At 44.6% G+C, this 26,335-nt stretch carries 31 protein-coding genes, 1 tRNA gene and 1 other RNA gene; 25 read left to right on the top strand and 8 right to left on the bottom strand.

Annotated elements, in window-relative coordinates; all coding sequences use genetic code 11:
• The first annotated feature begins 67 nt into the window (after positions 1-67).
• The 4 genes from F9856_RS04800 (at position 68) to F9856_RS04785 (ending at position 3,388) form a co-directional block, all read left to right on the top strand.
• Positions 68-361, top strand: a complete 294-nt coding sequence (locus F9856_RS04800) for a lactococcin 972 family bacteriocin (protein ID WP_202105925.1) — start codon at positions 68-70, stop codon at positions 359-361.
• A 61-nt stretch (positions 362-422) separates the two neighbouring features.
• A complete protein-coding gene (locus F9856_RS04795) occupies positions 423-2,453 on the top strand; it encodes a bacteriocin-associated integral membrane family protein (protein WP_202105924.1) in 2,031 nt (676 codons plus the stop codon).
• 1 nt (position 2,454) lies between these two features.
• Positions 2,455-3,096, top strand: coding sequence for an ABC transporter ATP-binding protein (locus F9856_RS04790; protein WP_202105923.1), 642 nt, complete (start codon positions 2,455-2,457; stop codon positions 3,094-3,096).
• Positions 3,089-3,388 (top strand): hypothetical protein, encoded by a 300-nt coding sequence (locus F9856_RS04785; protein ID WP_002941928.1) that lies wholly within the window; start codon positions 3,089-3,091, stop codon positions 3,386-3,388. Before F9856_RS04790 ends, F9856_RS04785 begins: the two co-directional genes overlap by 8 nt.
• Positions 3,389-3,427: 39 nt before the next feature.
• On the opposite strand, the gene F9856_RS04780 is transcribed toward F9856_RS04785, so the two are convergent.
• Positions 3,428-3,622 carry a hypothetical protein gene (locus F9856_RS04780; protein ID WP_002941929.1) on the bottom strand — a complete coding sequence of 65 codons (195 nt, stop codon included), beginning with the start codon at positions 3,620-3,622 and terminating at the stop codon, positions 3,428-3,430.
• Positions 3,623-3,750: 128 nt separating this feature from the next.
• On the opposite strand from F9856_RS04780, the gene F9856_RS04775 reads away from it, so the two are divergent.
• Positions 3,751-4,272, top strand: a complete 522-nt coding sequence (locus F9856_RS04775; protein WP_202105922.1) for an MFS transporter — start codon at positions 3,751-3,753, stop codon at positions 4,270-4,272.
• A 49-nt stretch (positions 4,273-4,321) separates the two neighbouring features.
• On the opposite strand, the gene F9856_RS12135 is transcribed toward F9856_RS04775, so the two are convergent.
• A complete protein-coding gene (locus tag F9856_RS12135) occupies positions 4,322-6,061 on the bottom strand; it encodes an SH3 domain-containing protein (RefSeq protein WP_236659546.1) in 1,740 nt (579 codons plus the stop codon).
• A gap of 325 nt (positions 6,062-6,386) precedes the next feature.
• The gene (argS, locus tag F9856_RS04755; RefSeq protein ID WP_202105921.1) at positions 6,387-8,075 is read right to left on the bottom strand and encodes an arginine--tRNA ligase; all 1,689 of its coding nucleotides are present in this window, start codon (positions 8,073-8,075) and stop codon (positions 6,387-6,389) included.
• A 106-nt stretch (positions 8,076-8,181) separates the two neighbouring features.
• Here argS and argR point away from each other — a divergent pair, with 106 nt between their 5' ends.
• From argR to F9856_RS04740, 3 genes are all read left to right on the top strand, one after another.
• Entirely contained in the window at positions 8,182-8,622 is a 441-nt protein-coding gene (gene argR / locus F9856_RS04750) for an arginine repressor (RefSeq protein WP_202105943.1), read from the top strand.
• Positions 8,623-8,636: 14 nt separating this feature from the next.
• Positions 8,637-11,177, top strand: coding sequence for a DNA mismatch repair protein MutS (gene mutS, locus F9856_RS04745; protein ID WP_202105920.1), 2,541 nt, complete (start codon positions 8,637-8,639; stop codon positions 11,175-11,177).
• A 145-nt stretch (positions 11,178-11,322) separates the two neighbouring features.
• Positions 11,323-11,718, top strand: coding sequence for a hypothetical protein (locus tag F9856_RS04740; RefSeq protein ID WP_100881824.1), 396 nt, complete (start codon positions 11,323-11,325; stop codon positions 11,716-11,718).
• A 246-nt stretch (positions 11,719-11,964) separates the two neighbouring features.
• On the opposite strand, the gene F9856_RS04735 is transcribed toward F9856_RS04740, so the two are convergent.
• On the bottom strand, positions 11,965-12,402 hold the full coding sequence (locus F9856_RS04735) for a MarR family winged helix-turn-helix transcriptional regulator (protein ID WP_202105919.1): 438 nt from the start codon (positions 12,400-12,402) through the stop codon (positions 11,965-11,967).
• Positions 12,403-12,534: 132 nt separating this feature from the next.
• On the opposite strand from F9856_RS04735, the gene F9856_RS04730 reads away from it, so the two are divergent.
• From F9856_RS04730 to nrdG, 11 genes are all read left to right on the top strand, one after another.
• On the top strand, positions 12,535-13,215 hold the full coding sequence (locus tag F9856_RS04730; RefSeq protein ID WP_202105918.1) for a type 1 glutamine amidotransferase domain-containing protein: 681 nt from the start codon (positions 12,535-12,537) through the stop codon (positions 13,213-13,215).
• 11 nt (positions 13,216-13,226) lie between these two features.
• Positions 13,227-14,570: a dihydrolipoyl dehydrogenase family protein gene (locus F9856_RS04725; protein ID WP_202105942.1), complete on the top strand. Its 1,344-nt coding sequence runs from the start codon at positions 13,227-13,229 to the stop codon at positions 14,568-14,570.
• Positions 14,571-14,581: 11 nt separating this feature from the next.
• Positions 14,582-15,235: a DUF998 domain-containing protein gene (locus F9856_RS04720; RefSeq protein ID WP_100881820.1), complete on the top strand. Its 654-nt coding sequence runs from the start codon at positions 14,582-14,584 to the stop codon at positions 15,233-15,235.
• 121 nt (positions 15,236-15,356) lie between these two features.
• Complete coding sequence (locus F9856_RS04715) at positions 15,357-15,800, top strand: LytTR family DNA-binding domain-containing protein (RefSeq protein WP_202105917.1); 444 nt, start codon at positions 15,357-15,359, stop codon at positions 15,798-15,800.
• Positions 15,797-16,237, top strand: a complete 441-nt coding sequence (locus tag F9856_RS04710; RefSeq protein ID WP_202105916.1) for a DUF3021 domain-containing protein — start codon at positions 15,797-15,799, stop codon at positions 16,235-16,237. The genes F9856_RS04715 and F9856_RS04710 overlap by 4 nt, the downstream gene beginning before the upstream one ends.
• A 33-nt stretch (positions 16,238-16,270) precedes the next feature.
• Positions 16,271-16,444: a hypothetical protein gene (locus F9856_RS04705; RefSeq protein WP_002941962.1), complete on the top strand. Its 174-nt coding sequence runs from the start codon at positions 16,271-16,273 to the stop codon at positions 16,442-16,444.
• 143 nt (positions 16,445-16,587) lie between these two features.
• The gene (gene nrdD, locus F9856_RS04700) at positions 16,588-18,759 is read left to right on the top strand and encodes an anaerobic ribonucleoside-triphosphate reductase (protein WP_202105915.1); all 2,172 of its coding nucleotides are present in this window, start codon (positions 16,588-16,590) and stop codon (positions 18,757-18,759) included.
• Between the two features lie 92 nt (positions 18,760-18,851).
• Positions 18,852-18,986 carry a hypothetical protein gene (locus F9856_RS12285; RefSeq protein ID WP_032497857.1) on the top strand — a complete coding sequence of 45 codons (135 nt, stop codon included), beginning with the start codon at positions 18,852-18,854 and terminating at the stop codon, positions 18,984-18,986.
• Between the two features lie 150 nt (positions 18,987-19,136).
• Positions 19,137-19,343: a 5'-nucleotidase C-terminal domain-containing protein gene (locus tag F9856_RS04695; protein WP_024377587.1), complete on the top strand. Its 207-nt coding sequence runs from the start codon at positions 19,137-19,139 to the stop codon at positions 19,341-19,343.
• A gap of 1 nt (position 19,344) precedes the next feature.
• Positions 19,345-19,836, top strand: coding sequence for a GNAT family N-acetyltransferase (locus F9856_RS04690; protein ID WP_053864632.1), 492 nt, complete (start codon positions 19,345-19,347; stop codon positions 19,834-19,836).
• Positions 19,837-19,850: 14 nt separating this feature from the next.
• Entirely contained in the window at positions 19,851-20,423 is a 573-nt protein-coding gene (gene nrdG, locus F9856_RS04685) for an anaerobic ribonucleoside-triphosphate reductase activating protein (protein WP_053864633.1), read from the top strand.
• Positions 20,424-20,517: 94 nt separating this feature from the next.
• On the opposite strand, the gene F9856_RS04680 is transcribed toward nrdG, so the two are convergent.
• From F9856_RS04680 to F9856_RS04670, 3 genes are all read right to left on the bottom strand, one after another.
• Positions 20,518-20,590 (bottom strand) — tRNA-Lys (locus F9856_RS04680).
• Positions 20,591-20,598: 8 nt separating this feature from the next.
• Positions 20,599-20,792: non-coding RNA, 6S RNA (ssrS, locus tag F9856_RS04675), on the bottom strand.
• A 71-nt stretch (positions 20,793-20,863) separates the two neighbouring features.
• Positions 20,864-22,147: a replication-associated recombination protein A gene (locus F9856_RS04670; RefSeq protein ID WP_202105914.1), complete on the bottom strand. Its 1,284-nt coding sequence runs from the start codon at positions 22,145-22,147 to the stop codon at positions 20,864-20,866.
• Positions 22,148-22,216: 69 nt separating this feature from the next.
• Between F9856_RS04670 and F9856_RS04665 the strand changes: the two genes are divergently transcribed.
• From F9856_RS04665 to F9856_RS04655, 3 genes are read left to right on the top strand one after another with little or no spacing between them, the layout of a single operon-like run.
• The gene (locus F9856_RS04665) at positions 22,217-22,552 is read left to right on the top strand and encodes a MazG nucleotide pyrophosphohydrolase domain-containing protein (protein ID WP_202105913.1); all 336 of its coding nucleotides are present in this window, start codon (positions 22,217-22,219) and stop codon (positions 22,550-22,552) included.
• Between the two features lies 1 nt (position 22,553).
• Positions 22,554-23,024 (top strand): DUF3013 family protein, encoded by a 471-nt coding sequence (locus F9856_RS04660; RefSeq protein ID WP_202105912.1) that lies wholly within the window; start codon positions 22,554-22,556, stop codon positions 23,022-23,024.
• A 1-nt stretch (position 23,025) separates the two neighbouring features.
• The gene (locus F9856_RS04655) at positions 23,026-23,379 is read left to right on the top strand and encodes an ASCH domain-containing protein (RefSeq protein WP_202105911.1); all 354 of its coding nucleotides are present in this window, start codon (positions 23,026-23,028) and stop codon (positions 23,377-23,379) included.
• Positions 23,380-23,539: 160 nt separating this feature from the next.
• Here the strand turns inward: F9856_RS04655 and F9856_RS04650 are convergent, their stop codons facing one another.
• Positions 23,540-23,743: a hypothetical protein gene (locus F9856_RS04650; RefSeq protein WP_079268172.1), complete on the bottom strand. Its 204-nt coding sequence runs from the start codon at positions 23,741-23,743 to the stop codon at positions 23,540-23,542.
• 232 nt (positions 23,744-23,975) lie between these two features.
• Here F9856_RS04650 and prmA point away from each other — a divergent pair, with 232 nt between their 5' ends.
• The 3 genes from prmA to F9856_RS04635 form a co-directional block, all read left to right on the top strand.
• Positions 23,976-24,929 carry a 50S ribosomal protein L11 methyltransferase gene (gene prmA / locus F9856_RS04645; RefSeq protein ID WP_202105910.1) on the top strand — a complete coding sequence of 318 codons (954 nt, stop codon included), beginning with the start codon at positions 23,976-23,978 and terminating at the stop codon, positions 24,927-24,929.
• Position 24,930: 1 nt separating this feature from the next.
• Positions 24,931-25,677, top strand: a complete 747-nt coding sequence (locus F9856_RS04640) for a 16S rRNA (uracil(1498)-N(3))-methyltransferase (protein WP_202105909.1) — start codon at positions 24,931-24,933, stop codon at positions 25,675-25,677.
• 3 nt (positions 25,678-25,680) lie between these two features.
• Positions 25,681-26,335: DUF554 domain-containing protein (locus F9856_RS04635; RefSeq protein ID WP_202105908.1), on the top strand; the 655-nt coding region annotated here is incomplete at its 3' end.

Raw genomic sequence — 26,335 nt, 5'->3', positions numbered from 1 at the left:
TATGATAGGAAGTTAGACCTAAAAAATAAACAATAAAAACAGAAAAAAACAAAAGGAGAAAATTAAAATGAAAAAGACACTTAAAAAATTTGCACTCATCGCGGGACTTGTAGCAACAATTGGCGGAACAGCAGTAGCTTCAGCGGCTGTACAGTATCCTGGTGGAGGAGTTTGGACGTACGGATCAGCAAATGGTGGCGCTTATTCAAACTATTATCACAGCAGTCGCTACCATAGTTCAACAGTTGTAAGTAGATGGACTGGAGCCTCAAGTAAAGGGTATGCACAGGCAGGACAGACCTCTCGTGCATGGATTAGTACAAAACGTGGAGAGCAAGCAGCTTTCTATTACAACTATTAACACAGTGTATTTTGCTTGGGACTACTTTCTGTAGTTTCCAAGCAATTCTTTGGAGGAGACGATGAAACGTTTATTTATTCTAGTATCGACCGTATTGGTAGCGATTTACCTGGGTATTTCTTTGGCTGGTCAGGTTAGTCTTGTAGAGTTTGGTTCATATCAGGCAGTGGATGTTATCGGGAAAGATACCAATAGACAGACAGCCAATCGTGACCAGGTGACAGAGGTCTTGACCGACTTGGCAGATGAGCATAAGAGTGTGATTGCTAGACGGATTGTCGAGCCTAATGCTTCTGGGGAAACCAGTTTTACCTACGCTATCTATGGTAGCGGACAGGTTCCAGAAGGTTTGACCGTTTCCTCCAAGGAAAGTGCTGAAACCAGCGACTTGGTTAGTTCTTATCTGATTGTTTCAGGAGATTTGGACAACCAAGTCTTGAAAGAAAGTTTGGAATCACTGGGTTATAGTGGCATGGTCCATCATGGCTATTCTCTTTTTAGCATCTTCCTGTCCACAGTCGTTTCAGAAGTGGCCATACTGAGCTTCTTTGTCTTTCTCTTGACTTTCATGGCTCTCACCTTAATCTATCGGATCAAGACTTTACGATTTGCAGGGATTCGTCTGATTTCTGGTCAAGGTTTCTTACAGGTGGTGGCTCGACCTTTATGGGAGGATATTTGTCAGATTACGGTAGCTACATTGGTGGGGTCTATAATCGGACTTCTTATTCTCTATCTTCAAGCTGGATTTTTACTATCCATCTTGCAGGTCTTCTTCCTGGGGCTTTTCCTCTATGCACTGGCTCTTGCTAGTATTTCTGTCCTACTTAGCCTGGTGTATTTACTAGGGTTGAGGCACAATAGCTTGGTTGATTTGCTAAAGGGAAAACTTCCTCTCAAACGGATGTTGGCTATGATGATGGTTGGGCAACTGCTGGCTATTTTGGTAGTAGGTTTTAGCTCTAGCCGTCTATTGCAGGGCTATCAGGAAATCCGCTTGTTGGAACAGGCACAGGAGGAATGGGCATTGAGAGATAACTATTACAAATCTGTTTTTAGTTACAGCTCTGCTATGATGTCTGAAGAGGAAGTCGCCCAGCAGAATAAAAAGTGGCGGGAGTTTGCCAAGGGACAGCTAGAAGCTGGGTCGGCTCTATTTGTGAAAAGCAATGTAGACCAGTATCTCTTTGGTAGTGATGTGGATCCAGAGGGTAATCGCCTGACGGATTATAGTCCTCGTGGCAATGTCCTCTATGTAACGCCAGCATATCTGACCGAGCAGAAGGTGGCAGTGGATACCGCATTCTTGGAGAAGATGAATCACTTGACTTTAGGGGAATATGGCTTGATTTTGCCAGAGAGCTTGCGACATCAAGCGGAGCAAGTAGAGGAGATGTTTCAGGCAGAATTAGAAGGATTTTCTCGTGAAAGCTTGGAAATAAGTAGCCAGCAGTTATTTGATACTAAGATCAGTCTGACCTATACAGATAGCGGTCACCAGCGCTTCCTCTATAATGACGGTGAGCGTAGCCAGCTTCAATATCTGACAGATCCGATTATAGTTGTCTTAACTCCTGAGTCCACAGGAGCAACACCGATTTCCGATATGTTCTGGGGAACCAGTATTGATGTGGGGATGAAGTTTAAGAACTATCAGGCTACGATTGAATCCATGAAGGAACAAGGTGTGTATAACTGGGTGTCGTATTTGGTCAATCATCGTTTGACCTTTATGGGTGTCTTGAACACCAAGCGGACAGAGTTTTATTCGCTACTCATTGGCACTGTCTTGACTTTAGCAACGGCTATTTTGCTCTTTGATGCCATGAACTTGCTCTATTTTGAGCAATTCAGACGGGAAATCTTTATCAAGCGTTTGGCAGGAATGACCTTCCGTGAGCTTCATGGACACTATCTCTTGGGACAACTGGGGGTGTTTGTAGTAGGTTTACTTACATCAGTTTGGTTGACAAGTAATCTTGTTATGAGTAGTTTGGCAGTGGGCTTGCTTGCTGTCAATGCCATGGTGATATTGAAACTGCAAGATAAAAAAGAACAAACTGCCAATGTCGCAGTATTGAAAGGACAATAAGATGATTGAGATTCAGGGATTGAAAAAGAGTTTTGAACAACGGGTGATTTTTTCTGATTTGAATATGAAGCTTGAAAAGGGGAAAATATATGCCTTGATTGGTAAAAGCGGCAGTGGCAAGACGACCTTGTTGAATATGCTGGCCAAGCTGGAAGCTACTGATGGTGGGCGGATTATGTATCATGGACAGGATTTGTCCACCTTATCTTCTCAGGTTTTCTTTCGGCAGGAGATGGGCTATCTGTTTCAACATTTTGGCTTGTTGGAAAATCAGTCCATCAGAGAGAATTTGGACTTGGGATTTGTTGGACAGAAGCTGTCAAAAGCTGAACGCCTGCAAAGGCAGTTGGTGGCTATGGAACAGGTCAATCTGGGCTATTTAGATGTGAATAAACCTGTCTATACCCTATCAGGTGGAGAGGCGCAGAGGGTCGCCCTAGCCAAATTGATTTTAAAAAATCCTCCCTTGATTTTAGCGGATGAACCAACCGCTGCACTGGACCCTAAAAATTCTGAAGAGGTCATGCAGCTTTTGACAGAATTAAAAAATGACAAGCGTGTGATTGTCATTGCGACCCACAATCCTGCTATTTGGGAAAAAGCAGATGTGGTAATTGATATGAAGGAGATTGGACATGGATAATAAATTTAGGTATTATCGCAATCCAGACTATACGATCGGACGGCGAAAGATGGATATGCTGGTCATTGAAAATTTGACGGATAACTTAATGTTGTATCAAGTTCGGGTAAATGGGTATTTGCTGGACTTTGTCAGTGCAGAGGGGCACGTAATCAGACGTTATAGACTGAAGGATTTGCCCTTGGATGTCGAATTAACCGTGGCAGATGTGGAAGACGATGTAGATTTGACCTTACCGGAAAATCAAACCTACCGCCAATTTGACTTTTTCCAAAATCTTGCCTCTAAATAAAAATTATCTCCTCTAGGTCGAACTTAGAGGAGATTGTTCTTATTTCTTCTGTTTACGGACATAGAGCCAGTAGCGAATCCAGTAGTAGATGGTGTGGAGCAGGGCGGCAACAAGGCTCCAAAAACCGATAGCAGCCAAAATATTAGTGAGGTCAGGGAAAATCATTTTTGCAAATAGATAGAAGATTAGGTAGAGATACCAGTAAAGCCAGTAGTTTTTTCTAAAATGTTTCATCGCTTCTCCTCCTTACTACTTTTCTTTATTATAGCATTTTAATATATTTATTTCAACTTGTTCACAAAATCACATTGACAAAGCATGGTTTTTGGAGTAGAATAAGACTAAAATTAGGAGGTGCTTATATGAAAAGACCAATTCATCTGTATATTTTTGTGATACTATCCAGTATTGCCAGTATTTTAAGGCTGTTCAATGCCTTTGTTTCGACCTTTAACGAGGAGCAAGTTCGCACAGCTATGCAGGGAGCTGTTGGGATTGATGTGGAAGAGTTAATTCTTGTTTCGAGAGAAACAGCCAATCTCCAGACCAGCATGATTCAGAAGATAGCAGCTATAGCTATGTTTGGTCTGCTGATTGCGGTCATTGTTTTCCTCTTCATGAAGAAAAATGAGCTGGCCTCCTATCTTTACATTGGCTATCTATTTTCAACCTTATTGCTGAGTACCTATAACTACCTAGCAGGTAAAGGTGTTGCTCAACTCTACTCAGACGCAGCCTTTCGTGATGTGACAGCAGCAGGTATGCTAGGGGCTTACATCCTTAACATTGTCCTATTTGCCATTTACTTTGGTGTGACCATCTTCTTCCATCTGCGTAAGCCCAAGGAACAGGCAAGTACAGCTATCAATTCTACTGATATTTAAAAATCCAAAAAACTGCATGGTTCATATTGACCCTGCAGTTTCTTTTATTTTATGGGATAGCAATGTAACGACGAGCTCCTGAATAGCTGATATAGCTAATCCACTGGCGGCCCTCGGCTGTGACGACCCGATCATAGCGGACACTTTGTCCAATACCATAGTGGAATAAGACAGGGGAAGAGAGACTCGGACTGTTTCGAATGGCTAGTCGGGATTTAAAGGTATAGGTTCCAGACGATGGTAGGGAATTTGTATTTGCAGCTGTAGTAGAAAGCTGGGTTGTTGTGCTTCCTATAAAATCAATCTGATTTGCAGCATCTGTGAAATAGACGTGGATGTGGTATTTTCCGCTATCATTTTTATGCTTGCTAGCTAAAACTTTCACCTTGTAGCTACCATCGTTTTGTCGTTGAGCAGGGTACCAAATGAGGTCGTCTTGTCCACCCTTATCTGACCAAACAGGTACAGATACAGCTGTAATTTCTTTTGGTGATTTAGCTCCTGTTATAAGAACCTCAAAACTACCTTCTGCTTGATTGATATTTGTAATGTGAATTTTCCCTTGAGGTTTGATGGAAGTCGATACGATTGGTTGCTGGGGTGCAGGGGAGGGCTGTACTTGTTTGATAGGAATGTAGCGTCTTTGACCACTATAGCTGAGGTAGCTAATCCACTGGTAGCCATCAGCTGTTAGAACCCGGTCGTAGCGTACGCTCTCACCGGCATAATAGTAATCCAAGGTTGTGCTAGATTGTTTGGCTTCATTTTTAATTGGTGCTTGCTTGGTAAAGGTATAGGTACCGCTGTTTGCTAAGCCAGCTGCCTGAGTAGGTGCAGTGCTAGTTTGACTGACAGGGGAGCTAGCTAGATCCTTGAAGTGAATATAGCCACTGACAGAGTTCTTATGGATCAGACGGCGATTGTAGGTGTATCGAGTACCGTAGTTGTATTCTTCAATTTCGACCATGTCACCTTGGATGCTAGATACCCAGGCAACGTGCATAGGGGAGGTCCACCAAGCTACTGCTCCCACGGCAGGGTTCATATCCACGCGGTAACCCTCACGCTGCGCTCGGTATCCCCAGACATCCGCATTACCGTAAGCTGGTGGGATTTCAAAACCGTTGACTTTACTGAGGCGAAAGGCTACAAAAGAAGTACATTGACGGGTGTAGAGCCTCCAGGGGTCAATAGCGTCAACCGCTGTATAAGGATAATCATCCCCCAAGGCACTGGTGGAGCTAGAACGTGTGCTGGCAGTACGAGTTTGGGTAGTCAGTCGAGTTCTGGTGGTGTTGGTTTGTGTTTGGGTGTTTGTTTTTTGGGAAATGGCAGAGCTACTTGTTGATGAAGTATTAGTTTGAATTTGGTTGGTACTTGTTTGTCTAGTCTGGTTTTGACTTTGCTGTGAGGAAGGTGTTGTTTGTTGAGAACGTGTTTGACTAGCTGGACTAGTTGATGGTGTAGTGGTTTGGATTGGTTGAATTGCTGACGTTGTTGTACCCGTAACGTTTTTTTCTTGCGATATTTGTTCTGTATTGGACTTAGTGGATGGTGTAGTGTTTGTTTGGTTTGTACTAGATTGACTAACTTGATTGTTTTTTTGTTCAGTAGTGCTATTTGTTGTTTGGGCTATAGTTGGGCTTGTAGATGGATTAGTTGTCGTATTGGCACTAGCTACTGGAGCAGCTGCCAGACAGGCATAGGCTAGTAGGACAGAAGCGGCACCGAGAGAATAGGTGCGGATAGAAAAACGAGGTTGGTTTGCTGTAAGTGATGTTTTTGTCATTCAGACTCCTTTGATGATTTTTTGTAGGGGTCTTAGAACCTGTATTCACAAGTAAAGTGCTTTTAGATAAGAGATAGTTTTTCGCTAATCAAGGCAGTTTTTTGAGGGAATACTGACTGTATTTTGAAAAAAACGAACGATGAGTAACTGGAAAACTAGCCTTAGGTGAACGTGCTGAACTGTGAATACAGGTTCTTACTCCCCCTCGCTAAATCTATTCGCAAGAAGTTGGATAATTTTTTGGCATTTTATATTTGTTTTCTGAAATTGATAAATTATCGCAAACGAAAAATCCTCAACCAGTAGGATTGAGGATAGTTTAGTATTACATTTTCTCTGGAGCTTTTACACCAAGAAGACGAAGTGCTTCTTTTAGGACGACACCAGTTGCGTAGGCAAGTGCCAAGCGGCTGTCACGCTCTGGGCTTTCATCCAAGATACGAGTGTGTGCGTAGTACTTGTTGAAGGCTTGAGCTAGGTTGATAGCGTATTTGGCGATAAGTGATGGGTCAAATTTGTCACCAGCACGTTCTACAACGTTTGAGAAGTTTTGGATGTGCTTGATGATGTCCCAACTTTCTGCATCAGCCAGTTTGTAGTCATTTTCTGCGCTTGGTACAAAGTTGGCTTTGCGCAGGATAGACTGGATGCGGGCGTATGCGTATTGGACATAAGGACCTGTTTCGCCTTCGAAGGAGACCATAGCTTCTAAGTCGAAGTCGTAGCCATTGTCACGGTCGGTTTTGAGGTCGTAGAACTTAACAGCACCGACACCAACTGCGTGTGCTACTTCTTCCTTGTTTTCAAGGTCAGGGTTTTTGGCTTCGATTTGAGTAAGGGCGCGTGAAATAGCTTCATCTAGAGTTGGCTCGAGCAGGATGATATTTCCTTTACGAGTGGATAGCTTTTTCTTGTCCTTGGTAACCAGACCGAAGGTGATATGGATCATATCGTCGCTCCAGTCGAAATCCATTTCTTTCAAGACAGCCTTGAGCTGTTTGAAGTGGTTGATTTGCTCCTGACCAACGACGTAGATGCTTTTCACAAAGTCGTAAGTGCGTTTGCGGTACATAGCTGTTGCCATGTCACGTGTGATGTAAAGTGTTGCACCGTCTGTTTTCATGATGAGGGCTGGTGGAAGATTGTAGCTCTCAAGGTCAACGATTTTGGCACCTTTAGATTCTTGAAGAAGTCCTTTTTCTTCTAAGATTTGGATACCTTCATCCATCTTATCGTTGTAGAAAGCTTCGCCATTATAGCTGTCGAACGTTACATCGAGTTTGTCGTAGATGCGGTTGAATTCGACCAAGCTTTCATCACGGAACCATTGCCATAGCTCGTGAGCTTCTGGATCACCGTCTTCCAATTTTTTGAACCATTGACGTGCTTCGTCGTCCAACTCAGGCTTTTCTTCTGCCTCAGCGTTGATACGCACATAGAGTTTGAGGAGTTCTGAAATTGGGTCTGCTTCGACCGCAGCCTTGTCTCCCCAAAGTTTGTAGGCAACAATCAACATACCGAATTGTTTGCCCCAGTCACCCAAGTGGTTGATACGGATTGGGTTGTAGCCAAGCTTTTCGTGGATGTTAGCAAGGGCATCACCGATAACGGTTGAGCGCAAATGGCCAACTGAGAATGGTTTAGCAATGTTTGGACTAGACATATCAATCGTCACATTGCGTCCTTGACCGATGTTGAGTTTACCGTATTGGTCTTTTTCAGTAATGACATCTGTCAAGACTTGGTGGGAGATAGCAGCCTTGTCCAAGAAGAAGTTGACGTAAGGACCCGTTGCAACGACTTTTTCAAAACCAGTCGTATCCAATTTTTCAACGATGTCTGCTGCGATAGCCTGTGGAGCCTTGCGTTCTACTTTTGCCAAGGAGAAGGCTGGGAAGGCAATATCGCCCATTTCTGATGATTTTGGTTTTTCTAGCAGATTGTAGATAGCTTCCACTTCCAAACTCGGAAGGATGGCAGCCAATTTTTCTGCAATCACTTGTTTTTGATTCATATAGGATTTCCTCCAACGTTATTGATTCTATTTTATCACATTTCTAGGCTAATAGCGGGGAAAAGTGTTATAATATTTCTATAAATATACATTCTGAGGTAAAATGATGAATAAAACAGGACGACATGATTTGATTCGGGCCATGATTCGTCAGGAAAAGATTGGACGTCAAACAGATATTCAGCAGGCATTGGAGGCTCAAGGAGTAGTGGTGACCCAGACCACATTGTCACGGGACTTGCGTGAATTAGGCGTGATAAAAATTCATGAAAATGGGCATTCCTTTTATTCTTTGGCAGTGGAGGAAGACGGAGTTAACTTTATCCAACTATTGGCACAATATGCATATAAAGTCGACAGGGCTAGTTTCATCCTAGTTCTCCATTCGGAACTCGGTGAGGCAGCCTTGATGGCCAATATTATCGATGCTGAAAAGCCAAAGTCGATTTTAGGAACCTTGGCAGGCGCAGATACCTTATTGGTTATATGTCGAGATGAAGAGGCCGCCAAACAGGTTGAGGCTGAAATAAATTATTACTTGAATTAGAATTGAGAGAAAGAATGGCAACAGATAAAATTTCTCCAGGCATGCAGCAGTATCTGGATATCAAAGCAAACTATCCAGATGCTTTTTTGCTGTTTCGCATGGGTGACTTTTACGAATTATTTTATGAAGATGCAGTAGAGGCTGCACAGATTTTGGAATTGTCCTTGACCAGTCGGAATAAAAATGCGGAAAATCCCATTCCTATGGCTGGTGTTCCCTATCATGCGGCCCAGCAGTACATTGATACATTAGTTGAGCTGGGGCACAAGGTGGCGATTGCCGAGCAGATGGAGGATCCTAAGCAGGCAGTCGGTGTGGTTAAGCGGGAAGTGGTGCAGGTCATCACACCGGGTACAGTCATGGATTCCACCAAAATGGGAGCTGACAGCAACTACCTGGTCACCATTGACCGTCAGGGCGTACAATTTGCTCTTTCATACATGGATGTGTCAACAGGCCAGTTTTTCGTGACTAGCCTAGACGATTTTACCAGTCTTTGCGGTGAGATTCGCAACCTGCGAGCACGGGAATTGGTCATTGGCTATGCGCTGTCGGAGGAAGAAGAGCAGGTCTTTTCTAACCAGATGAACCTGTTGCTGTCTTTTGAAGATGAGGTGATAGAGGATGTTCAGCTGATTGATAATTCGCTGACAGACTTGGAAAAGGCTGCGGCGGGCAAACTCCTCAGCTACCTACACCGGACACAGATGCGGGACTTGAGTCATTTGCAGAAGGTGGTCCACTATGAAATTAAGGACTATCTGCAAATGGACTATGCCACCAAGTCTAGTCTGGACCTGCTTGAAAACGGTCGGACAGGTAAGAAGCATGGCAGTTTGTACTGGTTGCTAGACGAAACAAAGACAGCCATGGGCATGCGGCTCTTGCGGGCTTGGATTGACAGGCCCTTGATTGATCTCAAGCGGATTGAGAGCCGACAGGCTGTCGTGCAGGTTTTTCTGGATTATTTCTTTGAGCGGAGCGACTTGGTGGAGGCCTTGAAGGGTGTTTATGACATCGAACGCTTGGCCAGTCGGGTGTCTTTTGGCAAGACCATGCCCAAGGACCTCTTGCAACTTTCTCAAACCTTGGGAAATGTCCCTGCTATCAAAAATATCCTGCAACAAATGGACCCGTCTGTTCTGGCTAGCTTGGTAGCTGGTCTGGACCCAATCCCAGAACTGCACGCTCTGATCAGCTCTGCTATTGACCCAGAGGCCCAAGGGGCTATTACAGACGGCAATATCATTCGCACGGGCTTTGATGAAACCTTGGACCAGTACCGTCTGGTTATGCGTGAGGGGGCGGGCTGGATTGCGGAGATTGAGGCCAAGGAGCGTGAAGCATCTGGTATCAACAATCTCAAGATTGATTACAATAAAAAAGACGGTTACTATTTCCATGTGACCAATTCCAATCTGGGCAATGTGCCTAGTCATTTTTTCCGTAAGGCGACCTTGAAAAACTCGGAGCGCTATGGAACGGAAGAGTTGGCTAAGATCGAAGGGCAGATGTTGGAGGCGCGTGATAAGTCTGCTAATTTGGAGTACGAGATTTTCATGCGGATTCGCCAAGAGGTTGAGAAGTATATCGGTCGCTTGCAGAAGCTGGCTCGGACTATTGCAACCATCGATGTTTTGCAGGCCTTTGCGGTTGTGGCGGAGCAGCAACATTTGGTTTGTCCACGCTTTACAGATCAAAGAGAACTGACCATTGATCGTGGTCGTCATGCGGTGGTGGAGAAGGTCATGGGCAAGCAGACCTACATTCCCAACTCTATTCACTTGAATACCGATACGCATATGCAACTGATTACTGGTCCAAACATGAGTGGTAAGTCTACCTATATGCGGCAGTTGGCGGTTATCGTCATCATGGCGCAGATGGGTTCCTATGTGCCTGCGGATCAGGCTGAATTACCGATTTTTGATGCTATTTTCACCCGAATTGGGGCGGCAGACGACCTAGTTAGTGGTCAATCGACCTTCATGGTCGAGATGATGGAGGCCAATAAGGCAGTCCGTCTGGCGACAGATCGGTCGCTCATCCTCTTTGATGAGTTGGGACGGGGAACAGCCACCTATGACGGTATGGCTCTGGCCCAGTCTATCATCGAGTACATCCACGACAAGATTGGTGCCAAGACTCTTTTTGCCACCCACTACCATGAGTTGACAGACCTTAGCCAGACCTTGGAACACTTAGAGAATGTCCATGTATCGACCTTGGAGAAGGACGGCCAAGTCACCTTCCTCCACAAGATTGCCCAAGGTCCAGCTGACAAGTCCTACGGGATTCATGTGGCTAAGATTGCGGGAATGCCAGAGGAACTACTGCAGCGGGCGGATAGGATTTTGCAGACGCTTGAAAACCAAGCTCCTACTGCACCAGCAAAACCAGCTCCATCAGTGGTGGCAGAACCGTCTGGTCAAATCGACCTCTTTGCAGACACCCCTTCTCACCCAGTCCTTGATGAACTGGAAAAACTAGACATCTACAATATGACCCCCATGGAAGTAATGATGGCAGTGGCGGAGTTGAAGAAAAAATTATAAGACAATGAAAGTCAGGACAAACGTTCTGGCTTTTTTTGAGCAAAGAACGAACGTTTGAATCCTTTTTTGTAAAAATCTTGTTTTTTTTGATGTGCATAGGCTATACTGATGAAAGAAAAAAGTAAAGAATGGGATATGACTGGCTATGCAAAATCATCAGGACGTGCGTGCGAAACTGTTTCAATTGGAACAATTGGTTTTGGATATATATGCTGAACTAGAAAGGCAAAATCCGCAATTTGCCCCGATTAGCTGGTATGTGTATCATCTGGGTTTGGATGATGAACAGGCTAGCGAACTCATGCAGTATTTTCTCTTTCAACAGGATAAGTCTCTTGAGGAACTAACGGCTTGGTTGGAAGAGTGGGTTGCGACCAATCGTTACTCTTATCCTCGTGATTTTATTGAGAAGATGGCTCGTCGCTACCATGAAGAAGTTACACGGGCAGTGGATAGGGCGGATGCCAGTCTGTCCTTAGAAGATTTGGAGCAGTTGAAGGCAAGCGGAGCCTTCGATGGGCTAGATGACTTTGAAGAGTAAAGCCCCAGAGGTTTTTGGTTCCTCACATAAAAAAGTTGATATAAAAGACTAAGTCAGGACTCTTGTTCTGGCTTTTTTTCAAATAAAAAAACTGCTTCCATGGAGAAAAGCAGGGGATATATAGTAGTTTGAATTAGGAAAATGACAACTTTAAGTTATAGTGTCAATAACCCACTCCTAAAATAACTTTAGAGTTCTCAGATTGATAAACTTAGATGTGTCCTGTTTTTACTTCAACCAGCTATATTAGTCCAAATAGTTCTGTAAACTCTCGATGAGTTCCTGATTGTACTTGACGTACGATTGTTTTTTTTCTATAGTCAGGCCATCGAGTTGGCGAAAGCAGGAAAGTAGCTTATCTTCAAGAATGGCTTGGAGTTTTTGACCATCTTCGGTGAGCTGGACAAGGAGTTGTCGTTTGTCTCCCAGAGGAATGCTTCGCTGGATGTAGCCCTTTTCCTCAAGCCGCTTTAGGAGTGGCGTCAAGGTGTTGCTGGCCAAATCTAGCTTTCCACCGAGTTCCTTGAGTGTCAGTGGAGCTTTTTCCCAGAGGACAACAAGCACGAGGTATTGGGTATAGGTCAAGTCAAATTCCTTGAGATTTTTCAGATAAAATTGATTAAAGAGTTTGTTGACTTGGTAGAAGGAATAGCAGAGCTGCTTTGAATAATGATAGTCGGACATGGTTTCTCGCTTTCTAATCGTGCACGATAAAAATATCTTATCAAAATTCTTTTACCTTGACAAATCAAATGAATAGGGATAGACTAGACACATAACAAAAACAATCGCACGCGATTGAAATTGGGAGGAAGCATGAAAAAAGCACTGATTGTCCTAACCAATACAGAACAATATGGTGAGCATGAACGGTTGACAGGTTTATGGCTCAGCGAGCTGACTCACTTTTATGATGAGTTGGTCAAAGTTGGTTATGAAGCGGATTTTGTCAGCCCAAAAGGTGGTTATGTGCCCCTAGACCCACATAGTTTGACCACGATGGATGATGTGGACCGTACTTACTATAGAAACGCGACTTTTCGCAATCGTGCCTTGGGTCAGACCTTACGACCAGAAGAGGTTAAGGCGACGGACTATGAGTTGATTTACTATACAGGTGGTCATGGGGTCATGTGGGATTTCCCAGAGTCTGTGGAAATAGCAGAGCTGGCAAGCCAGATTTACCAAAACGGAGGTCTCGTCACAGCAGTTTGTCATGGTGTGGCAGGACTATTGCCAATCAAAGATGAGGCTGGTCAACCCTTGATTGAAGGAAAAGTCGTTACAGGCTTTACCAATCAAGAAGAGGAATTAAACGGCACCGCAGACTTGGTACCATTTTTAACGGAGACAGCTCTTCGTGAAAAAGGGGCTAAAGTTGAAATTGGAACAGCCTTTTCCCCCGTTGTGCGCCAGGATGATCGCATCTTGACAGGTCAAAATCCCCAATCTGCTCGTGCCCTAGGCCAAGCAGTTGTTTCGAAGTTGATGAATTAGGAGGAAGAATGATGTATCAATACGATGTTACCTTTATCGGTTCAGGACATGCCAACTGGCATGCCGCGGTTGATTTAGCAAAAGCAGGCAAGAAAGTAGCCATTGTCGAAAAAGATATCACAGCAGGAACTTGCACAAACTACGGTTGTAATGCCAAGTTTTTACTAGAAAGTCCCTTTGAGTTTATGGATGGATTGGCACGGTATGAAAAAGCAGGGATTGCCAAAACAGGAGAAATTTCTTGGGAAAAATTGATGGCGTATAAAAAAGAGGAGATTCCAACCTACTCTCCTATGCTAGAAGGTATGTTTGCCAGCCTGTCAATTGATCTTTTAAAAGGACACGGGCAGTTAAAAGATCTTCACACAGTGATGGTTGATGATAAGGAAATTACCACAGAATTTGTCGTGATTGGCACAGGTCAACGCCCTGCTCGACTAAATGTCCCTGGGAATGAATGGTTTCAAGACAGCCGTGCCTTTCTTGATATGGACCATATGCCAGAAAGAATCGTCTTTATCGGTGCTGGGATTATTTCGCTAGAGTTTGCGACAATGGCTTCGCTACTGGGCTCAGAAGTTCACATCATCGAGTTTGCAGATCGTGCTTTAGCAGCCTATCCTGAGCAAATGGTAGCTAGTGTGGTTGATAAAATGACCGCCGATGGTGTTAGCTTCCATTTCAATCAGGCAGTTGTTTCAGCTGAAAAAACAGCAAGTGGTCTTCTTGTCAAAACGGCTCAGGGCTTAGAAATCGAGACAGACACCATTATTGATGCCACAGGCCGTGTCTCAAATGTAGAAGGTCTAGGCTTAGAAGAGGTTGGAGTGGATTTTGATCGCACTGGCATCAAGGTGAATGAATTCATGCAGACAAGCCAGCCTACTATCTACGCGTCTGGTGATGTGGTTTCTAAAACGATTCCTCGCTTGACACCGACTGCTAGCTTTGAGTCTAGCTACATTGCGGAGCATATTTTGGGCAATCCAGCTCCGATTGCCTATCCAGTTGTTCCAAATGTCGTTTTCACGCTGCCACGTCTGGCTCAAGTTGGTGTTACGGTTGCAGAGGCTAAGGTGAATCCTGAACAGTACAAGATTGTAGAGATTCCCTTTGGACAACAATTAAAATTCCAAACTAAGTTGGAGACAGAAGCTCACTTTACGCTGATTGTAGGAAGTGACAAGACCTTGAAGGGTGCAGCCTTGATTGGGCATGAAGCAGGAGAGATGATTAATTTGCTGACCTTGGTTATTAACCAAAAGCTGACGGCAACAGATCTAAATCGCATGATTTTTGCTTTCCCTGCAACGACCAATGGTTTACTTGGAGCTGTTAAGCAGGCTCTGGCATAGAAGGGAGCAAGATGCGAACAACCAATTTACAGAAACTTGGAGCTGTTGGCTTTCTAATAAATGCCAGTATTTACCTAGGAACCGAATTAATCGCTGCCATTGGAACGGGCTATCCGCTTAGCTATGTCTATGGTCGGCAGTTTATTTCAGCTCTTGGGGTATACAATGGCCAGCAGGTAGCTGGTGTGCCAGAAAACTTTTCAAATTGGGCGATTGTCATGAATAGTGGCTTTATTCTAACTGCGATTGGCTTTGTCTTTTCTTATGCTCTGCTTATTTTCTCTAAGATAAGGCGAAGACATCCAATTTTGGCAATCCTTATCCTGCTGATCGTCATCCTTTTTGGTTTTGGAAGCCTTCTAGTCGGTTTTTATCAAGGTGGTGTACCTGGTCAGGACGGTTTGCATGGATTTGGGGCACGTCTGTCCTTTATGATGGGCAATAGCACCTTGCTGTTGACAGGTCTTTTCCTGCCCGATCAAAAAATGGTTTATCGCTCCATTAGTATTTTTCTCGGATTGTGTGGTTTTGTCGCTGCAGGATTGTTGCAGACGGCAATCGCAGAAAATCAAGTGGTGGTAATGGCCATTTATGAACGCTTAACCGTCTATCCTATCACAGCTTGGCAGATAGTGACGGGGCTAACATTTCTAAAGAATGACTAAGTCAGGACAAACGTTCTGGCTTTTTTGCCGTTTAGTGATGAAAAACGACCACATAGCCAAAAGTCCTTGAAACCACTCGAGAAATGGTGTTTAATAGGGGCAGAAAGAGAAAGGAGAGAATATGAAAGTAAAACTAGCTATTTCATCAGATATTGTAGAAGACTTAGTAACTATTGAAGCTCAAGCTATGTCTGAGCAGGTTACTCATCTGGTATCCTATATTCAAAACTTGGATAAGCAGAGGTCCAGTCTAACCGTCAAAAAAGGGGAACAGGTTTATCTTTTGGAGCATGATGAGATTGTCAGACTCTACTTGGAAGATAAGGTTTTACAGGTGGAAACAGTAGAAACTACCTATACTTCCAACCTACGCTTGTATCAGGTTAAGGAGGACTTGCCGGCAAACTTCTTACAAATCTCCCAGTCGGAAATCATTCACATCAAGCAACTGGACCACCTCAAACTAACTGCCAACGGCCTGATCAAGCTGGTCATGAAGAATGGGTCGGTCACCTACTCATCCCGTCGCTATCTAAAAGTTATCAAAGAAAGGTTAGGATTATGAAAAAATACGTCTTATCAGCTAGTTTAGGCATTACCATCGGAACTATTATCTCCATTATCACATCAGCCGTCTTCGGACAGGGAACCTATTTTCCTCTAAATCCCTTTTCAACCATGGGGGCTTACTACCTGAGCAACTTTAATCAAGTAACCGTCATGATGATTTGTGTAGTTATTTGGGCGGCAATCGGTCTCTTGTTCCAGCTGGCAGACAAGATTTTTGAACAGGACTGGAGCCTTCTACGAATGACTGCGACACATTTTTGTATCACAGCTTTAGGCTTCACACCGCTGGGCATTTTGGCTGGTTGGTTTCCCGTGAAACTTGGGACTCTTATCTTCTTTTGGTTCCTCTTTATCTTGGTCTACGCTTCTCTCTTTTTCCTAAATTATCGGAAAATGGAGCGGCAAATCAAGGACATAAACGGTCGTTTGTAGTATAATAGCACTATCATTTTGTTGGAGTGTTTTATGAAAATTATTTTGACGATTGTCTATAGCTTGGGGGTAGTGTGGAATACTCTCTATATTGCCTACAATGTCGGTAAACTTCCTTTGTTAAATTTGCTTTGGCCTGCTGTGATTTTAGTGGCCTGTGCCATCAATTTGTACTTCTTATGGACCAGAAAACAAGAGTCAGAATAGGCTCTTGTTTTCATTTGTTTTTCAGAAACGAAGTCTATATTTAGTGTAATTTTTCTATTTTTATATTTTTTTACACAAGATATTGATTTTTGTTTTGTGAAGTGCTACACTAATAGAAGTGAAGAATTTTGGAGGTTTGTCAGATGAATGTGCAAGAAAATGTCTTACCGAGTATAGAATTATTGGTTTTGAAACGTGATGGACGGACAGTATCCTTTGACCAGGATAAGATTTTTTCTGCTCTTCGGCGGGCAAACCAAGAATTAGAACATCCTGTTTCAGAGGCAGGTTTAAAAATTGTATTAGAAGCTGTTTTGGCTGAAATTGGTCGCCGATTTGAGAAAGATGTTCAAATTTACGAAATTCAAACGGTCGTTGAACAGGAATTGTTAAACGCCCATTTGTATGATTTGGCGGAGCTTTATATTCAATACCGAACACGCCGTGATTTTCGCCGTCATCAGGCTACCGATATTAATTTTGAAATTCATAAGCTGCTGAGCAAGGACCAGTCTGTGGTCAATGAAAACGCTAATAAAGATGCGGATGTTTTCAACACCCAGCGGGACCTGACAGCAGGTATTGTCGGAAAGTCTATCGGTCTCAAATTATTGCCAGCTCATGTGGCCAATGCTCATCAAAAAGGGGACATCCATTATCATGATTTGGATTACAGCCCTTATACACCAATGACCAACTGTTGTTTGATTGATTTCAAAGGTATGTTGGCACAAGGCTTCAAGATAGGAAATGCGGATGTAGAAAGTCCAAAATCAATTCAAACTGCTACGGCTCAGATTTCACAAATCATTGCCAATGTGGCCTCTAGTCAATATGGTGGTTGCTCAGCTGACCGTATCGATGAAGTTTTGGCGCCCTATGCGGAGCTCAACTACCAAAAGCATTTGAAAGACGCCAAGGATTGGGTATTAGCAGACAAGCAAGAAGAATATGCGCGTGCTAAAACGCAAAAAGACATCTATGACGCTATGCAATCTTTGGAGTATGAAATCAACACCCTTTTTACTTCCAATGGACAAACACCCTTTACCTCACTCGGTTTTGGGTTAGGGACATCATGGTTTGAGAGAGAAATTCAAAAAGCGATTTTGAACATTCGTATCAAGGGTCTAGGGAGAGAAGGTCGTACAGCTATCTTTCCTAAGCTGATTTTCACAGTTAAGCGTGGCTTGAACTTGGAGCCAGATTCTCCAAACTATGACATCAAGCAATTGGCGATTGAATGTGCGACCAAGCGTATGTATCCAGATATGCTTTCTTATGATAAGATTGTTGAGTTGACAGGTTCCTTCAAGGTACCAATGGGCTGTCGCTCTTTCCTTCAAGGTTGGAAGGATGAAAATGGCCAGGATGTGACATCTGGTCGTATGAACCTAGGTGTCGTAACCGTCAATTTGCCACGGATTGCCATGGAGTCCGCTGGAGATAAGGATAAGTTCTGGGAAATCTTTGCAGAACGTATGGCCATTGCCAAGGATGCCCTGATCTATCGTGTGGAACGAGTGAAAGAGGCAACCCCGGCCAATGCTCCAATTCTCTATCAATATGGGGCATTCGGAAAACGCTTGGCTAAGACAGACGCAGTAGATGAAGTCTTTAAAAATCGTCGAGCAACCGTATCTTTGGGGTACATTGGTTTGTATGAAGTCGCAACAGTATTTTACGGTGGCGAATGGGAGACCAACCCAGAGGCAAAAGATTTCACGGTGGATATTATCAAGAAAATGAAAGCCTTGGTTGAAGATTGGTCGGATGAATATGGTTATCATTTCTCAGTTTATTCGACACCATCTGAAAGCCTGACAGACCGCTTCTGCCGAATGGATACAGAGAAATTTGGCATTGTTAAGGACATTACGGATAAAGAGTATTACACTAATAGTTTCCACTATGATGTACGCAAAAATCCAACACCGTTTGAAAAACTGGACTTTGAGAAAATTTATCCTGCTGTAGGTGCTAGTGGTGGATTTATCCATTACTGTGAATACCCTGTGCTGCAACAAAATCCAAAGGCCTTGGAAGCTGTTTGGGACTATGCTTATGACCGTGTTGGTTACTTGGGAACCAATACTCCGATTGACCATTGTTACGCTTGCGATTTTGAAGGTGATTTTGAGCCGACGGAGCGTGGCTTCAAGTGTCCAAATTGCGGGAATAGCGATCCTAAGTCGGTGGATGTTGTTAAACGAACTTGTGGTTATCTAGGCAATCCACAGGCCCGTCCGATGGTAAAAGGCCGTCACAAGGAAATTTCGGCGCGTGTGAAACACATGAATGGGTCGAGCTTATAAGTAATAAACAGACTATGTAGAGCTTCCACAGTTCCAGTTAGCTGTGGAAGTTTATTATAAACAAATAAGAGATAAAAAAAGAGGAGAAAACAATGGGAAAATATCAATTAGACGATAAGGGGAAGGCCCTGGTGACACGCTATCATGAGAAGAATTCTAATGTGAAACAGGACAAGAAGGCGCGTTTGCAGGAATTACTCAAGCAAGCAAAAAATAAGAAAAAATAGTATGGACTATACAGATATCAGTATTCTCCATACCAATGATATGCATTCCTACATGGAGAATTTTCCAAAGAAGGCGCAACTGATTGCGAACATTCGGGATGGTAATAAGAAAAAGGGGATTCCGACCTACAGACAGGCCTCCACCCTCAGATGTGGGGCATTGTCCCGGGCGGTGAGGATCTTTTGGTCAATGGCAGAGCTGTCGAGCCAGATAGGGTCTATCAGATTGTGACCAATTCCTTTGTTTGGAGCGGTAATGACAACTATGACGATTTCCACAAGGCAGAAATTGTGCAGGACTTGGGACTGGATATAGACATCATCAGTGAATTTTTCAAGAGACAATATGGAGACTAGAATGGAACTAAGAAGACCAACTGTGGCGGATAAGGAAACGATTTTGGAGATGCTGGCAGAATTTGAAAAAGCAGGCTCAGCTATGGACGGAGGATTTATCTCCAAAGATGTGGACTTTGAAGGCTGGATTTTGAGAAACCAAGACTATGAGGCAGGCATCAACCTGCCAGAAGGTTTTGTTCCCTCTATTCAGTATGTATCATTTGACCAGACAGGTCGAGCCCTTGGTTTTCTCAGTCTACGCCTACGGCTCAACGATTTCCTGCTCAATAAAGGCGGTCACATCGGTTATTCCATTCGCCCAACCGAGCGAGGAAAGGGCTATGCCAAGGACCAGCTGCGACTAGGTTTGCAGGAGGCGGTTAGTAAAAATATTTCCAAAGTCCTCGTGACCTGCTCGACAGACAATCAAGCCAGCCGTCGCACGATTGTGGCTTGTGGTGGCGTTTTGGAAGATATTCGAGACGGAATAGAAAGATACTGGATTGAATAAGAGAGGAGGTAGCTATGCGAGAGCAGACTTGGAACAATCCCAAGCCAGGTGAGTGGAAGAGTGAAGAACTCAGTCAGGGACGGATTATGGACTACAAGGCCTTTAACTTTGTGGACGGCGAAGGCGTGCGCTGTTCCCTCTATGTCAGCGGCTGCCTCTTTCACTGTCCAGGCTGCTACAATGTCGCCACCTGGTCCTTCAAGGCCGGCATTCCCTACACCAAGGAGCTGGAAGACCGCATCTTAGCAGACCTGGCCCAGCCCTATGTGCAGGGGCTGACCCTCTTGGGCGGAGAGCCCTTTCTCAATACAGGGACCGTCCTTCCCCTCGTCAAGCGGGTGCGGGATGAATTGCCAGACAAGGACATTTGGTCCTGGACAGGCTACACATGGGAAGAATTGATGCTGGAAACGCCAGACAAATTAGAACTGCTTAGCCAGTTGGACATTCTCGTAGATGGTCGCTATGACAAAAGCAAACGCAATCTTATGTTGCAGTTCCGAGGCTCTTCCAACCAACGCATTATTGATGTGCAGAAATCATTGCAGGAAAAACGAGTTGTCCTGTGGGATAAGTTAAAAAAATAGCCCTTCACAATGTGAAAGGGTTCTTTTTGACCAATTCTCTCAAAAAACGAGAAAAAGCCTTGATAAATCAAGACTTTCCTCATATCAACCAATATCCTCCCTGTAGGGATCGAACCTACGACCCACGGATTAAGAGTCCGCTGCTCTGCCAGCTGAGCTAAGGAAGGTAAAAAATAAAAATGCTGTATTGGTACCGGTTATTCAAAGATTGTATTGATCCCGCACGCTAGAAGCAGGTGGGTGACGTGTTTCTGACTTAGTTGCTTCTGGGTGTGCCAGCCTGCATACTGCCAAAAGATCTTTGTCTCCCTAGTAATACAAAAATAGTCGGTCAACACATAGGTATGAATTCGTATACCACAGCAGTTCTTATTTATGATTTAATATTACCACATTTTAAAAAAAAATCAAGAGAAAATTGGCAAAAAATGAAAACGGTATCAACTTTTTTTCTTGTTTTGTTTTAGATGCTTGATTTTTTCTTGGGTCATGCCCAAGGCACGCTCGTATTTGCCGGTGTCGTTGGCGGTGAAGTAGTCCGCATTTAGTAACTTGTCGGGCAGGTATTGTTGGTCCACCCATTTTTCAGGATAGGCATGCGGATACTGGTAGCCAATAGCATTTCCCAGCTCCTTACTACCAGCATAATGGCCGTCCCGCAGGTGATTTGGAATGGGCAGATGACCGTTTTTCCGTAAATCAGCTATAGCTGCATCCATAGCCAGATAGGCAGAATTGGACTTGGGAGAAAGAGCCAAATCAACGACCACGTTGGCAATCAAAATCCGTGCCTCTGGAAAGCCGATTTTCTGGGCCGCTTCAAGTGCAGTCACCGTATGAATCTGAGCCTCTGGATTGGCCAAGCCTATGTCTTCGTAGGCAATAACGGTTAAGCGACGAGCCAGGCTAGGTAGGTCTTCGGCCTCAATCAAACGAGCGGCGTAGTGGAGGCTGGCATTGACATCGCTGCCTCGAATGGATTTTTGCAGGGCTGAGAGAATGTCGTAGTGGGCATCGCCCTTCTTGTCCATGCTGATGTAGGACTTTTGCAGGCTATTTTCCACTGCGTCCAGGTCAATGTAGCGGCTACCGTCGTCGCTTTCCTTGGTCGAAAGCACAGCCAGCTCTAGTGAATTATAGGCGGCACGAAGGTCACCGTTGGTAGCATTAGCTAGGAAGTCTAGAGCCTGAGGTTCAATGGTAATAGGAAAGTCAAAACCATGTTCGCTGTCTGTCAGAGCCAGTTCCAAGGCTTGTCGGATATGGCTGGTTTGCAAAGGCTGCAATTCAAAAATCTGTACCCGACTACGAATGGCAGGCAAAATAGAGAAAAATGGATTTTCTGTCGTCGCTCCAATCATGATGATATTGCCGTTTTCCAGGAGAGGAAGCAGGAAGTCTTGCTTGGTCTTGTTGAGGCGGTGGATTTCATCGAGCAGGAGAACCAGACCGCCAGAAAACTTAGCCTCTTCAGCGATTTCCTGCAGGCGTTTTTGGTTGTCGGTCGTGGCATTAAAGGTCCGAAAGGCATACTTGGTCGTGCCAGCAATTGCGGACGCAATCGAGGTCTTGCCAATCCCTGGCGGACCGTAGAGAATCATGGACGACAGCATATTGGCATCAATCATGCGACGGATAATCTTTCCAGGACCGACCAGGTGCTCCTGACCGATCACTTCATCAATGGATTTGGGCCGCATACGAAGAGCGAGATTGGCTGGCATAGGCTTCCTTTCAGTACATTTATGGTATAATCATTATACTACAATTTTAAGATTTGGAGAGAAACGAAGATGGCGGAGTTGACGGTGACTGTTTTGGAAGAATACTTGCGTGACCACTATGGGACGACAGTTCCAGAGCAAAGTCTCTTTATGAAATTAGTGGAAGAAATTGGTGAAGTGGCAGAGCTACTGAATCAGCGTGCAGGCCGCAAGATGATGGATGGCGAAGACGACAGCTCTGCTCGTCTGGCAGAAGAATTAGCTGACGTTATTCACTATGCTGTAGCCTTGGCAGCGGTGAATCAACTAGATTTAACCAAGTCTATTTTGGAGAAAGACAAGCGGGCTTCCGTCAAATACGGTCGAGAAATAAATTTATTGGAGTTTATAGAAAAGAGGAAATAGAATGGCGAAACATGGCTTTTTAGATGTGCTGGAAGCGGCACTGGACAAACATTTTACTTATGATTACGAGCTTAACTGGGACAAGAAAAACCACGCAGTTGAGTTGGCTTTTATCTTGGAAGCACAAAATGTGGCTGGGATTGAAACGGTGGACGACGAAGGCAATGCTTCTGCGGAGGATATTTTCCTGGAGGAGTACGTCCTTTTCTACAACCAGGACAAGTCTCGCTTTGACGAGGAAGACTATCTGGTCGCTCTGCCATTTGACGCCAAGAAGGGCTTTTCAGCAGAGTTTCTGACCTATTTTGCAAGCTTTCTCAAGGACACCGCAGACCAAGGCCTAGATGACCTCATGGACTTTTTGGCGGACCCAGAAGCCCAAGAATTTGCGATTGCATGGGATGGCGAGGCTTTTGAAAAAGGCAGAGCAGAATTGGTGGAGGGGGAGTTCTACCCATATCCGAGGTATTGAGATGGTTCATGAAATGTTATTGGCTCCAAAGCCTTTTGAAATGATGAAGTCTGGTCAGAAGACCATTGAGCTACGACTTTATGACGAGAAGCGCAAGCATATACAAATTGGAGATCGCATCCGTTTTTATTGTACAGAAAATCAGATGCAAACGATCGAGGTGCAAGTATTAGATCTTCACATATTTGATAATTTTGCTCAGTTATACAAAGAACTGGATTTATTGTCTTGTGGGTATACGCAAAGCAGTATCAGAGAGGCGAACCCAGAAGATATGGAAGTTTACTATTCACGAGAACAATTAGAACAGTACGGTGCAGTGGGTATAGAATTGAGGGTAATAGATTCTATTTGACATTCCGTTTTCTCTCTTGCTTGACTGCAGGTGAAACTTTTGCTATTATAAAAATAGAAAAGGCGCTGAGTTCCAGCTCAACGCCCAGTAGGACCGCTAAACGGTGGTTCAGTTCGTTAGATTAAATAACCGTCAGAACTGTGTCAAAGTTTGCTGACGGTTATTTTTTATCTCGAATAGCTAAAATGATGACGATTATCAAGCTCAGCATCTCAACAAGTAGACTTGATAAATATAAATCCAGAGATCTCCGACGTGAGAGTTTTGAAACGATATTTTTCAAAACTCGAGCTAGTGCGTGCCCTAGACAAATCTTATAGGATTTGTCGTTGCCAGATGAGTAAGTTAGCTTACCATCTGGCATGGGCTAGCCTTTCTAGCAGATTTGCTGTCCACTTCCATGGGCATCACCTCCGTTCAGAAACTTGGAACCACCGTCTCAAACTTTCCTACACATGTTTATTCGCAGTGCGATTAGAAAATTTTCGAAAAAGTATTATTAGGGCTCCATTGCGTAACATTAACTTGTAAAATGGGCTAGAAATCGGTACAATAATACAGTGATTGACGCATAGAAAAAGTAAAGGAAAACAAACATGAACTCATGGCAAGAATTAACGATTCACGTGCATCGTGATGCAGAAGAAGCAGTTTCAAATCTGATGATTGAAACGGGCAGTCAGGGGGTGGCCATTAGTGACTCGGCTGACTATGTGGGACAGGAGGACCGTTTTGGTGAACTCTATCCCGAGGTGGAGCAGTCGGATATGATTGCAATTACGGCCTATTATCCTGATACTGTGGATATTGAGGAAGTTAAAGCAGACTTGGCGACTCGCTTGGCGGATTTGACAGGCTTTGGCTTGGAAACGGGTCAGATCAGCCTAGAAAGTCAGGAACTGGCAGAGGAAGACTGGGCGGACAACTGGAAGAAATACTATGCGCCAGCCCGTATTACCCATGATTTGACCATTGTACCGTCTTGGACAGACTACGAGGCGACTGCTGGTGAGAAGATTATCCGCCTGGACCCAGGCATGGCTTTCGGTACGGGAACTCACCCGACGACTAAGATGAGCCTTTTTGCTCTTTCTCAGGTCCTGCGTGGTGGCGAAACGGTCATTGACGTTGGCACAGGCTCAGGCGTCCTCTCCATTGCAAGTTCTCTCTTGGGTGCTAAGGAGATTTACGCTTATGACTTGGATGAGGTGGCGGTGCGTGTGGCCCAGGAAAACATTGACCTCAACGCCCACACCAGCAACATCCATGTCGCGGCAGGCGACCTGCTTCGTGGCGTTGACATTGAAGCAGAAGTCATCGTTGCCAACATCTTGGCGGATATTCTCATCCATCTGACGGAGGATGCCTACCGTCTGGTCAAGGACGAAGGCTACCTGATTATGAGCGGCATCATCGCGGACAAGTGGGACATGGTGCGAGCATCTGCAGAGGCGGCTGGCTTCTTCCTCGAAACCCACATGATTCAGGGTGAGTGGAATTGCTGTATCTTCAAGAAAACCGCTGACCGCTCAGGTGTGATTGGAGGCTAGGATGCAGCAGTATTTTGTCAATGGCAGAGCACCGCAGGGCGTTTTCCAAATTAAGGATAAGGACACTGCCAAGCACATGTTTTCTGTCATGCGCTTGCAGGCAGATGACCAGATTGTCCTGGTCTTTGATGACGGCATCAAACGCTTGGCACGGGTAGTGGACAGCCAGAGCCAATCTGTTGAAATTATCGAAGAACTGGCAGACAATGTTGAATTACCCGTTTCCGTTACCATTGCCATGGGCTTTCCCAAGGGAGACAAGCTAGAATTTGTCGCCCAAAAGGCAACGGAATTAGGCATGGCAGCCCTCTGGGCCTTTCCAGCTGACTGGTCCGTGGTCAAATGGGACGGTAAAAAACTGGCAAAAAAAGCAGAAAAGTTAGAAAAAATCGCCCAAGGCGCAGCCGAGCAAAGCAAACGCAATCGCATTCCAGCTGTTCGCTTGTTTGAGAAAAAAGCGGATTTCCTAGCTCAGCTGGTAGGATTTGACCAGATTATCTTAGCCTACGAAGAGGCTGCAAAAGAGGGTGAACAAGCCAACCTGGTGAAAATCTTATCTGGCTTAGAAGCTGGCCAATCAGTCCTTGTTATCATCGGTCCAGAAGGTGGCGTGTCGCCTGAGGAAGTAGCCGCATTTGAAGGATCAGGAGCGGTCAAGACAGGTCTTGGTCCTCGTATCTTACGAGCGGAGACGGCTCCACTTTATGCTCTTTCTGCCATTAGCTACGCGACGGAATTGCTGAGGTAGTATATGTTTGCCTTAGGTACGATTATCAATACGGTGGCTATTGCCCTAGCAGGTTTGCTAGGGTCTTGGTTTGGACATTTACTGAAAGAACGGCATCAGTCTGGTCTAACCTTGGCCAGCGGTGTTGCTATTCTATTTTTAGGGATTTCTGGCACGCTGACAGGTCTTTTAAGAGTGGAAAATGGTCAACTGGTCACCCAGAACACCATGCTCTTTGTACTCAGTCTGGCTTTCGGTACTTTCTTAGGAGAAGTCCTTCATATCGAAGGTTGGTTTGAGCGTTTGGGTATCTGGCTCCGAGAAAAGTCAGGAAACGGTCAGGACTCTCAGTTTTTAGATGCTTTTCTAACCGCATCCCTGACGGTCTGTATCGGTGCCATGGCCATTATCGGCTCTATCCAAGACGGATTGACGGGGGATTATACCCTCCTCGCCATTAAGAGCATTCTGGACTTTATCATCATATTTATCATGACAGCAAGTCTGGGTAAGGGAGCAGGATTTTCGGCAGTACCTGTCTTGATTTTTCAAGGCTCTGTGACTCTTTTGGCGCGCTTGATTGAACCTTTGATGACGGACCAGGCCCTTGCCAATCTCTCCTTTATCAGCTCCGCCCTCATCTTTTGTGTCGGAGTCAATATCATCTGGGACAAAAAGA

The sequence above is a fragment of the Streptococcus suis genome (assembly GCF_016743335.1).
In the GTDB taxonomy this organism is placed as follows: Bacteria; Bacillota; Bacilli; order Lactobacillales; family Streptococcaceae; genus Streptococcus; species Streptococcus suis_Y.
Note: the sequence above shows the minus strand (reverse complement) of the source record. Positions and strands in the feature narration are given on the sequence as shown.

What these genes read in the sequence shown, in the direction of transcription:
- F9856_RS04795 (WP_202105924.1), top strand. Translation starts at nt 423, where the DNA reads ATGAAACGTTTATTTATTCTAGTATCGACCGTATTGGTAGCGATTTAC.
- F9856_RS04670 (WP_202105914.1), bottom strand. Translation starts at nt 22,147, where the DNA reads ATGCCAGCCAATCTCGCTCTTCGTATGCGGCCCAAATCCATTGATGAA.
- F9856_RS04780 (WP_002941929.1), bottom strand. Translation starts at nt 3,622, where the DNA reads ATGAAACATTTTAGAAAAAACTACTGGCTTTACTGGTATCTCTACCTA.
- F9856_RS04790 (WP_202105923.1), top strand. Translation starts at nt 2,455, where the DNA reads ATGATTGAGATTCAGGGATTGAAAAAGAGTTTTGAACAACGGGTGATT.
- F9856_RS04715 (WP_202105917.1), top strand. Translation starts at nt 15,357, where the DNA reads ATGAAAGTAAAACTAGCTATTTCATCAGATATTGTAGAAGACTTAGTA.
- F9856_RS12285 (WP_032497857.1), top strand. Translation starts at nt 18,852, where the DNA reads ATGGGAAAATATCAATTAGACGATAAGGGGAAGGCCCTGGTGACACGC.
- mutS (WP_202105920.1), top strand. Translation starts at nt 8,637, where the DNA reads ATGGCAACAGATAAAATTTCTCCAGGCATGCAGCAGTATCTGGATATC.
- F9856_RS04705 (WP_002941962.1), top strand. Translation starts at nt 16,271, where the DNA reads ATGAAAATTATTTTGACGATTGTCTATAGCTTGGGGGTAGTGTGGAAT.
- F9856_RS04740 (WP_100881824.1), top strand. Translation starts at nt 11,323, where the DNA reads ATGCAAAATCATCAGGACGTGCGTGCGAAACTGTTTCAATTGGAACAA.
- F9856_RS04690 (WP_053864632.1), top strand. Translation starts at nt 19,345, where the DNA reads ATGGAACTAAGAAGACCAACTGTGGCGGATAAGGAAACGATTTTGGAG.
- nrdG (WP_053864633.1), top strand. Translation starts at nt 19,851, where the DNA reads ATGCGAGAGCAGACTTGGAACAATCCCAAGCCAGGTGAGTGGAAGAGT.
- F9856_RS04655 (WP_202105911.1), top strand. Translation starts at nt 23,026, where the DNA reads ATGGTTCATGAAATGTTATTGGCTCCAAAGCCTTTTGAAATGATGAAG.
- prmA (WP_202105910.1), top strand. Translation starts at nt 23,976, where the DNA reads ATGAACTCATGGCAAGAATTAACGATTCACGTGCATCGTGATGCAGAA.
- argR (WP_202105943.1), top strand. Translation starts at nt 8,182, where the DNA reads ATGAATAAAACAGGACGACATGATTTGATTCGGGCCATGATTCGTCAG.
- F9856_RS04660 (WP_202105912.1), top strand. Translation starts at nt 22,554, where the DNA reads ATGGCGAAACATGGCTTTTTAGATGTGCTGGAAGCGGCACTGGACAAA.
- F9856_RS04720 (WP_100881820.1), top strand. Translation starts at nt 14,582, where the DNA reads ATGCGAACAACCAATTTACAGAAACTTGGAGCTGTTGGCTTTCTAATA.
- F9856_RS04665 (WP_202105913.1), top strand. Translation starts at nt 22,217, where the DNA reads ATGGCGGAGTTGACGGTGACTGTTTTGGAAGAATACTTGCGTGACCAC.
- F9856_RS04785 (WP_002941928.1), top strand. Translation starts at nt 3,089, where the DNA reads ATGGATAATAAATTTAGGTATTATCGCAATCCAGACTATACGATCGGA.
- F9856_RS12135 (WP_236659546.1), bottom strand. Translation starts at nt 6,061, where the DNA reads ATGACAAAAACATCACTTACAGCAAACCAACCTCGTTTTTCTATCCGC.
- F9856_RS04730 (WP_202105918.1), top strand. Translation starts at nt 12,535, where the DNA reads ATGAAAAAAGCACTGATTGTCCTAACCAATACAGAACAATATGGTGAG.
- F9856_RS04640 (WP_202105909.1), top strand. Translation starts at nt 24,931, where the DNA reads ATGCAGCAGTATTTTGTCAATGGCAGAGCACCGCAGGGCGTTTTCCAA.
- F9856_RS04710 (WP_202105916.1), top strand. Translation starts at nt 15,797, where the DNA reads ATGAAAAAATACGTCTTATCAGCTAGTTTAGGCATTACCATCGGAACT.
- F9856_RS04725 (WP_202105942.1), top strand. Translation starts at nt 13,227, where the DNA reads ATGTATCAATACGATGTTACCTTTATCGGTTCAGGACATGCCAACTGG.
- F9856_RS04650 (WP_079268172.1), bottom strand. Translation starts at nt 23,743, where the DNA reads ATGCCAGATGGTAAGCTAACTTACTCATCTGGCAACGACAAATCCTAT.
- argS (WP_202105921.1), bottom strand. Translation starts at nt 8,075, where the DNA reads ATGAATCAAAAACAAGTGATTGCAGAAAAATTGGCTGCCATCCTTCCG.
- nrdD (WP_202105915.1), top strand. Translation starts at nt 16,588, where the DNA reads ATGAATGTGCAAGAAAATGTCTTACCGAGTATAGAATTATTGGTTTTG.
- F9856_RS04775 (WP_202105922.1), top strand. Translation starts at nt 3,751, where the DNA reads ATGAAAAGACCAATTCATCTGTATATTTTTGTGATACTATCCAGTATT.
- F9856_RS04800 (WP_202105925.1), top strand. Translation starts at nt 68, where the DNA reads ATGAAAAAGACACTTAAAAAATTTGCACTCATCGCGGGACTTGTAGCA.
- F9856_RS04735 (WP_202105919.1), bottom strand. Translation starts at nt 12,402, where the DNA reads ATGTCCGACTATCATTATTCAAAGCAGCTCTGCTATTCCTTCTACCAA.
- F9856_RS04695 (WP_024377587.1), top strand. Translation starts at nt 19,137, where the DNA reads ATGTGGGGCATTGTCCCGGGCGGTGAGGATCTTTTGGTCAATGGCAGA.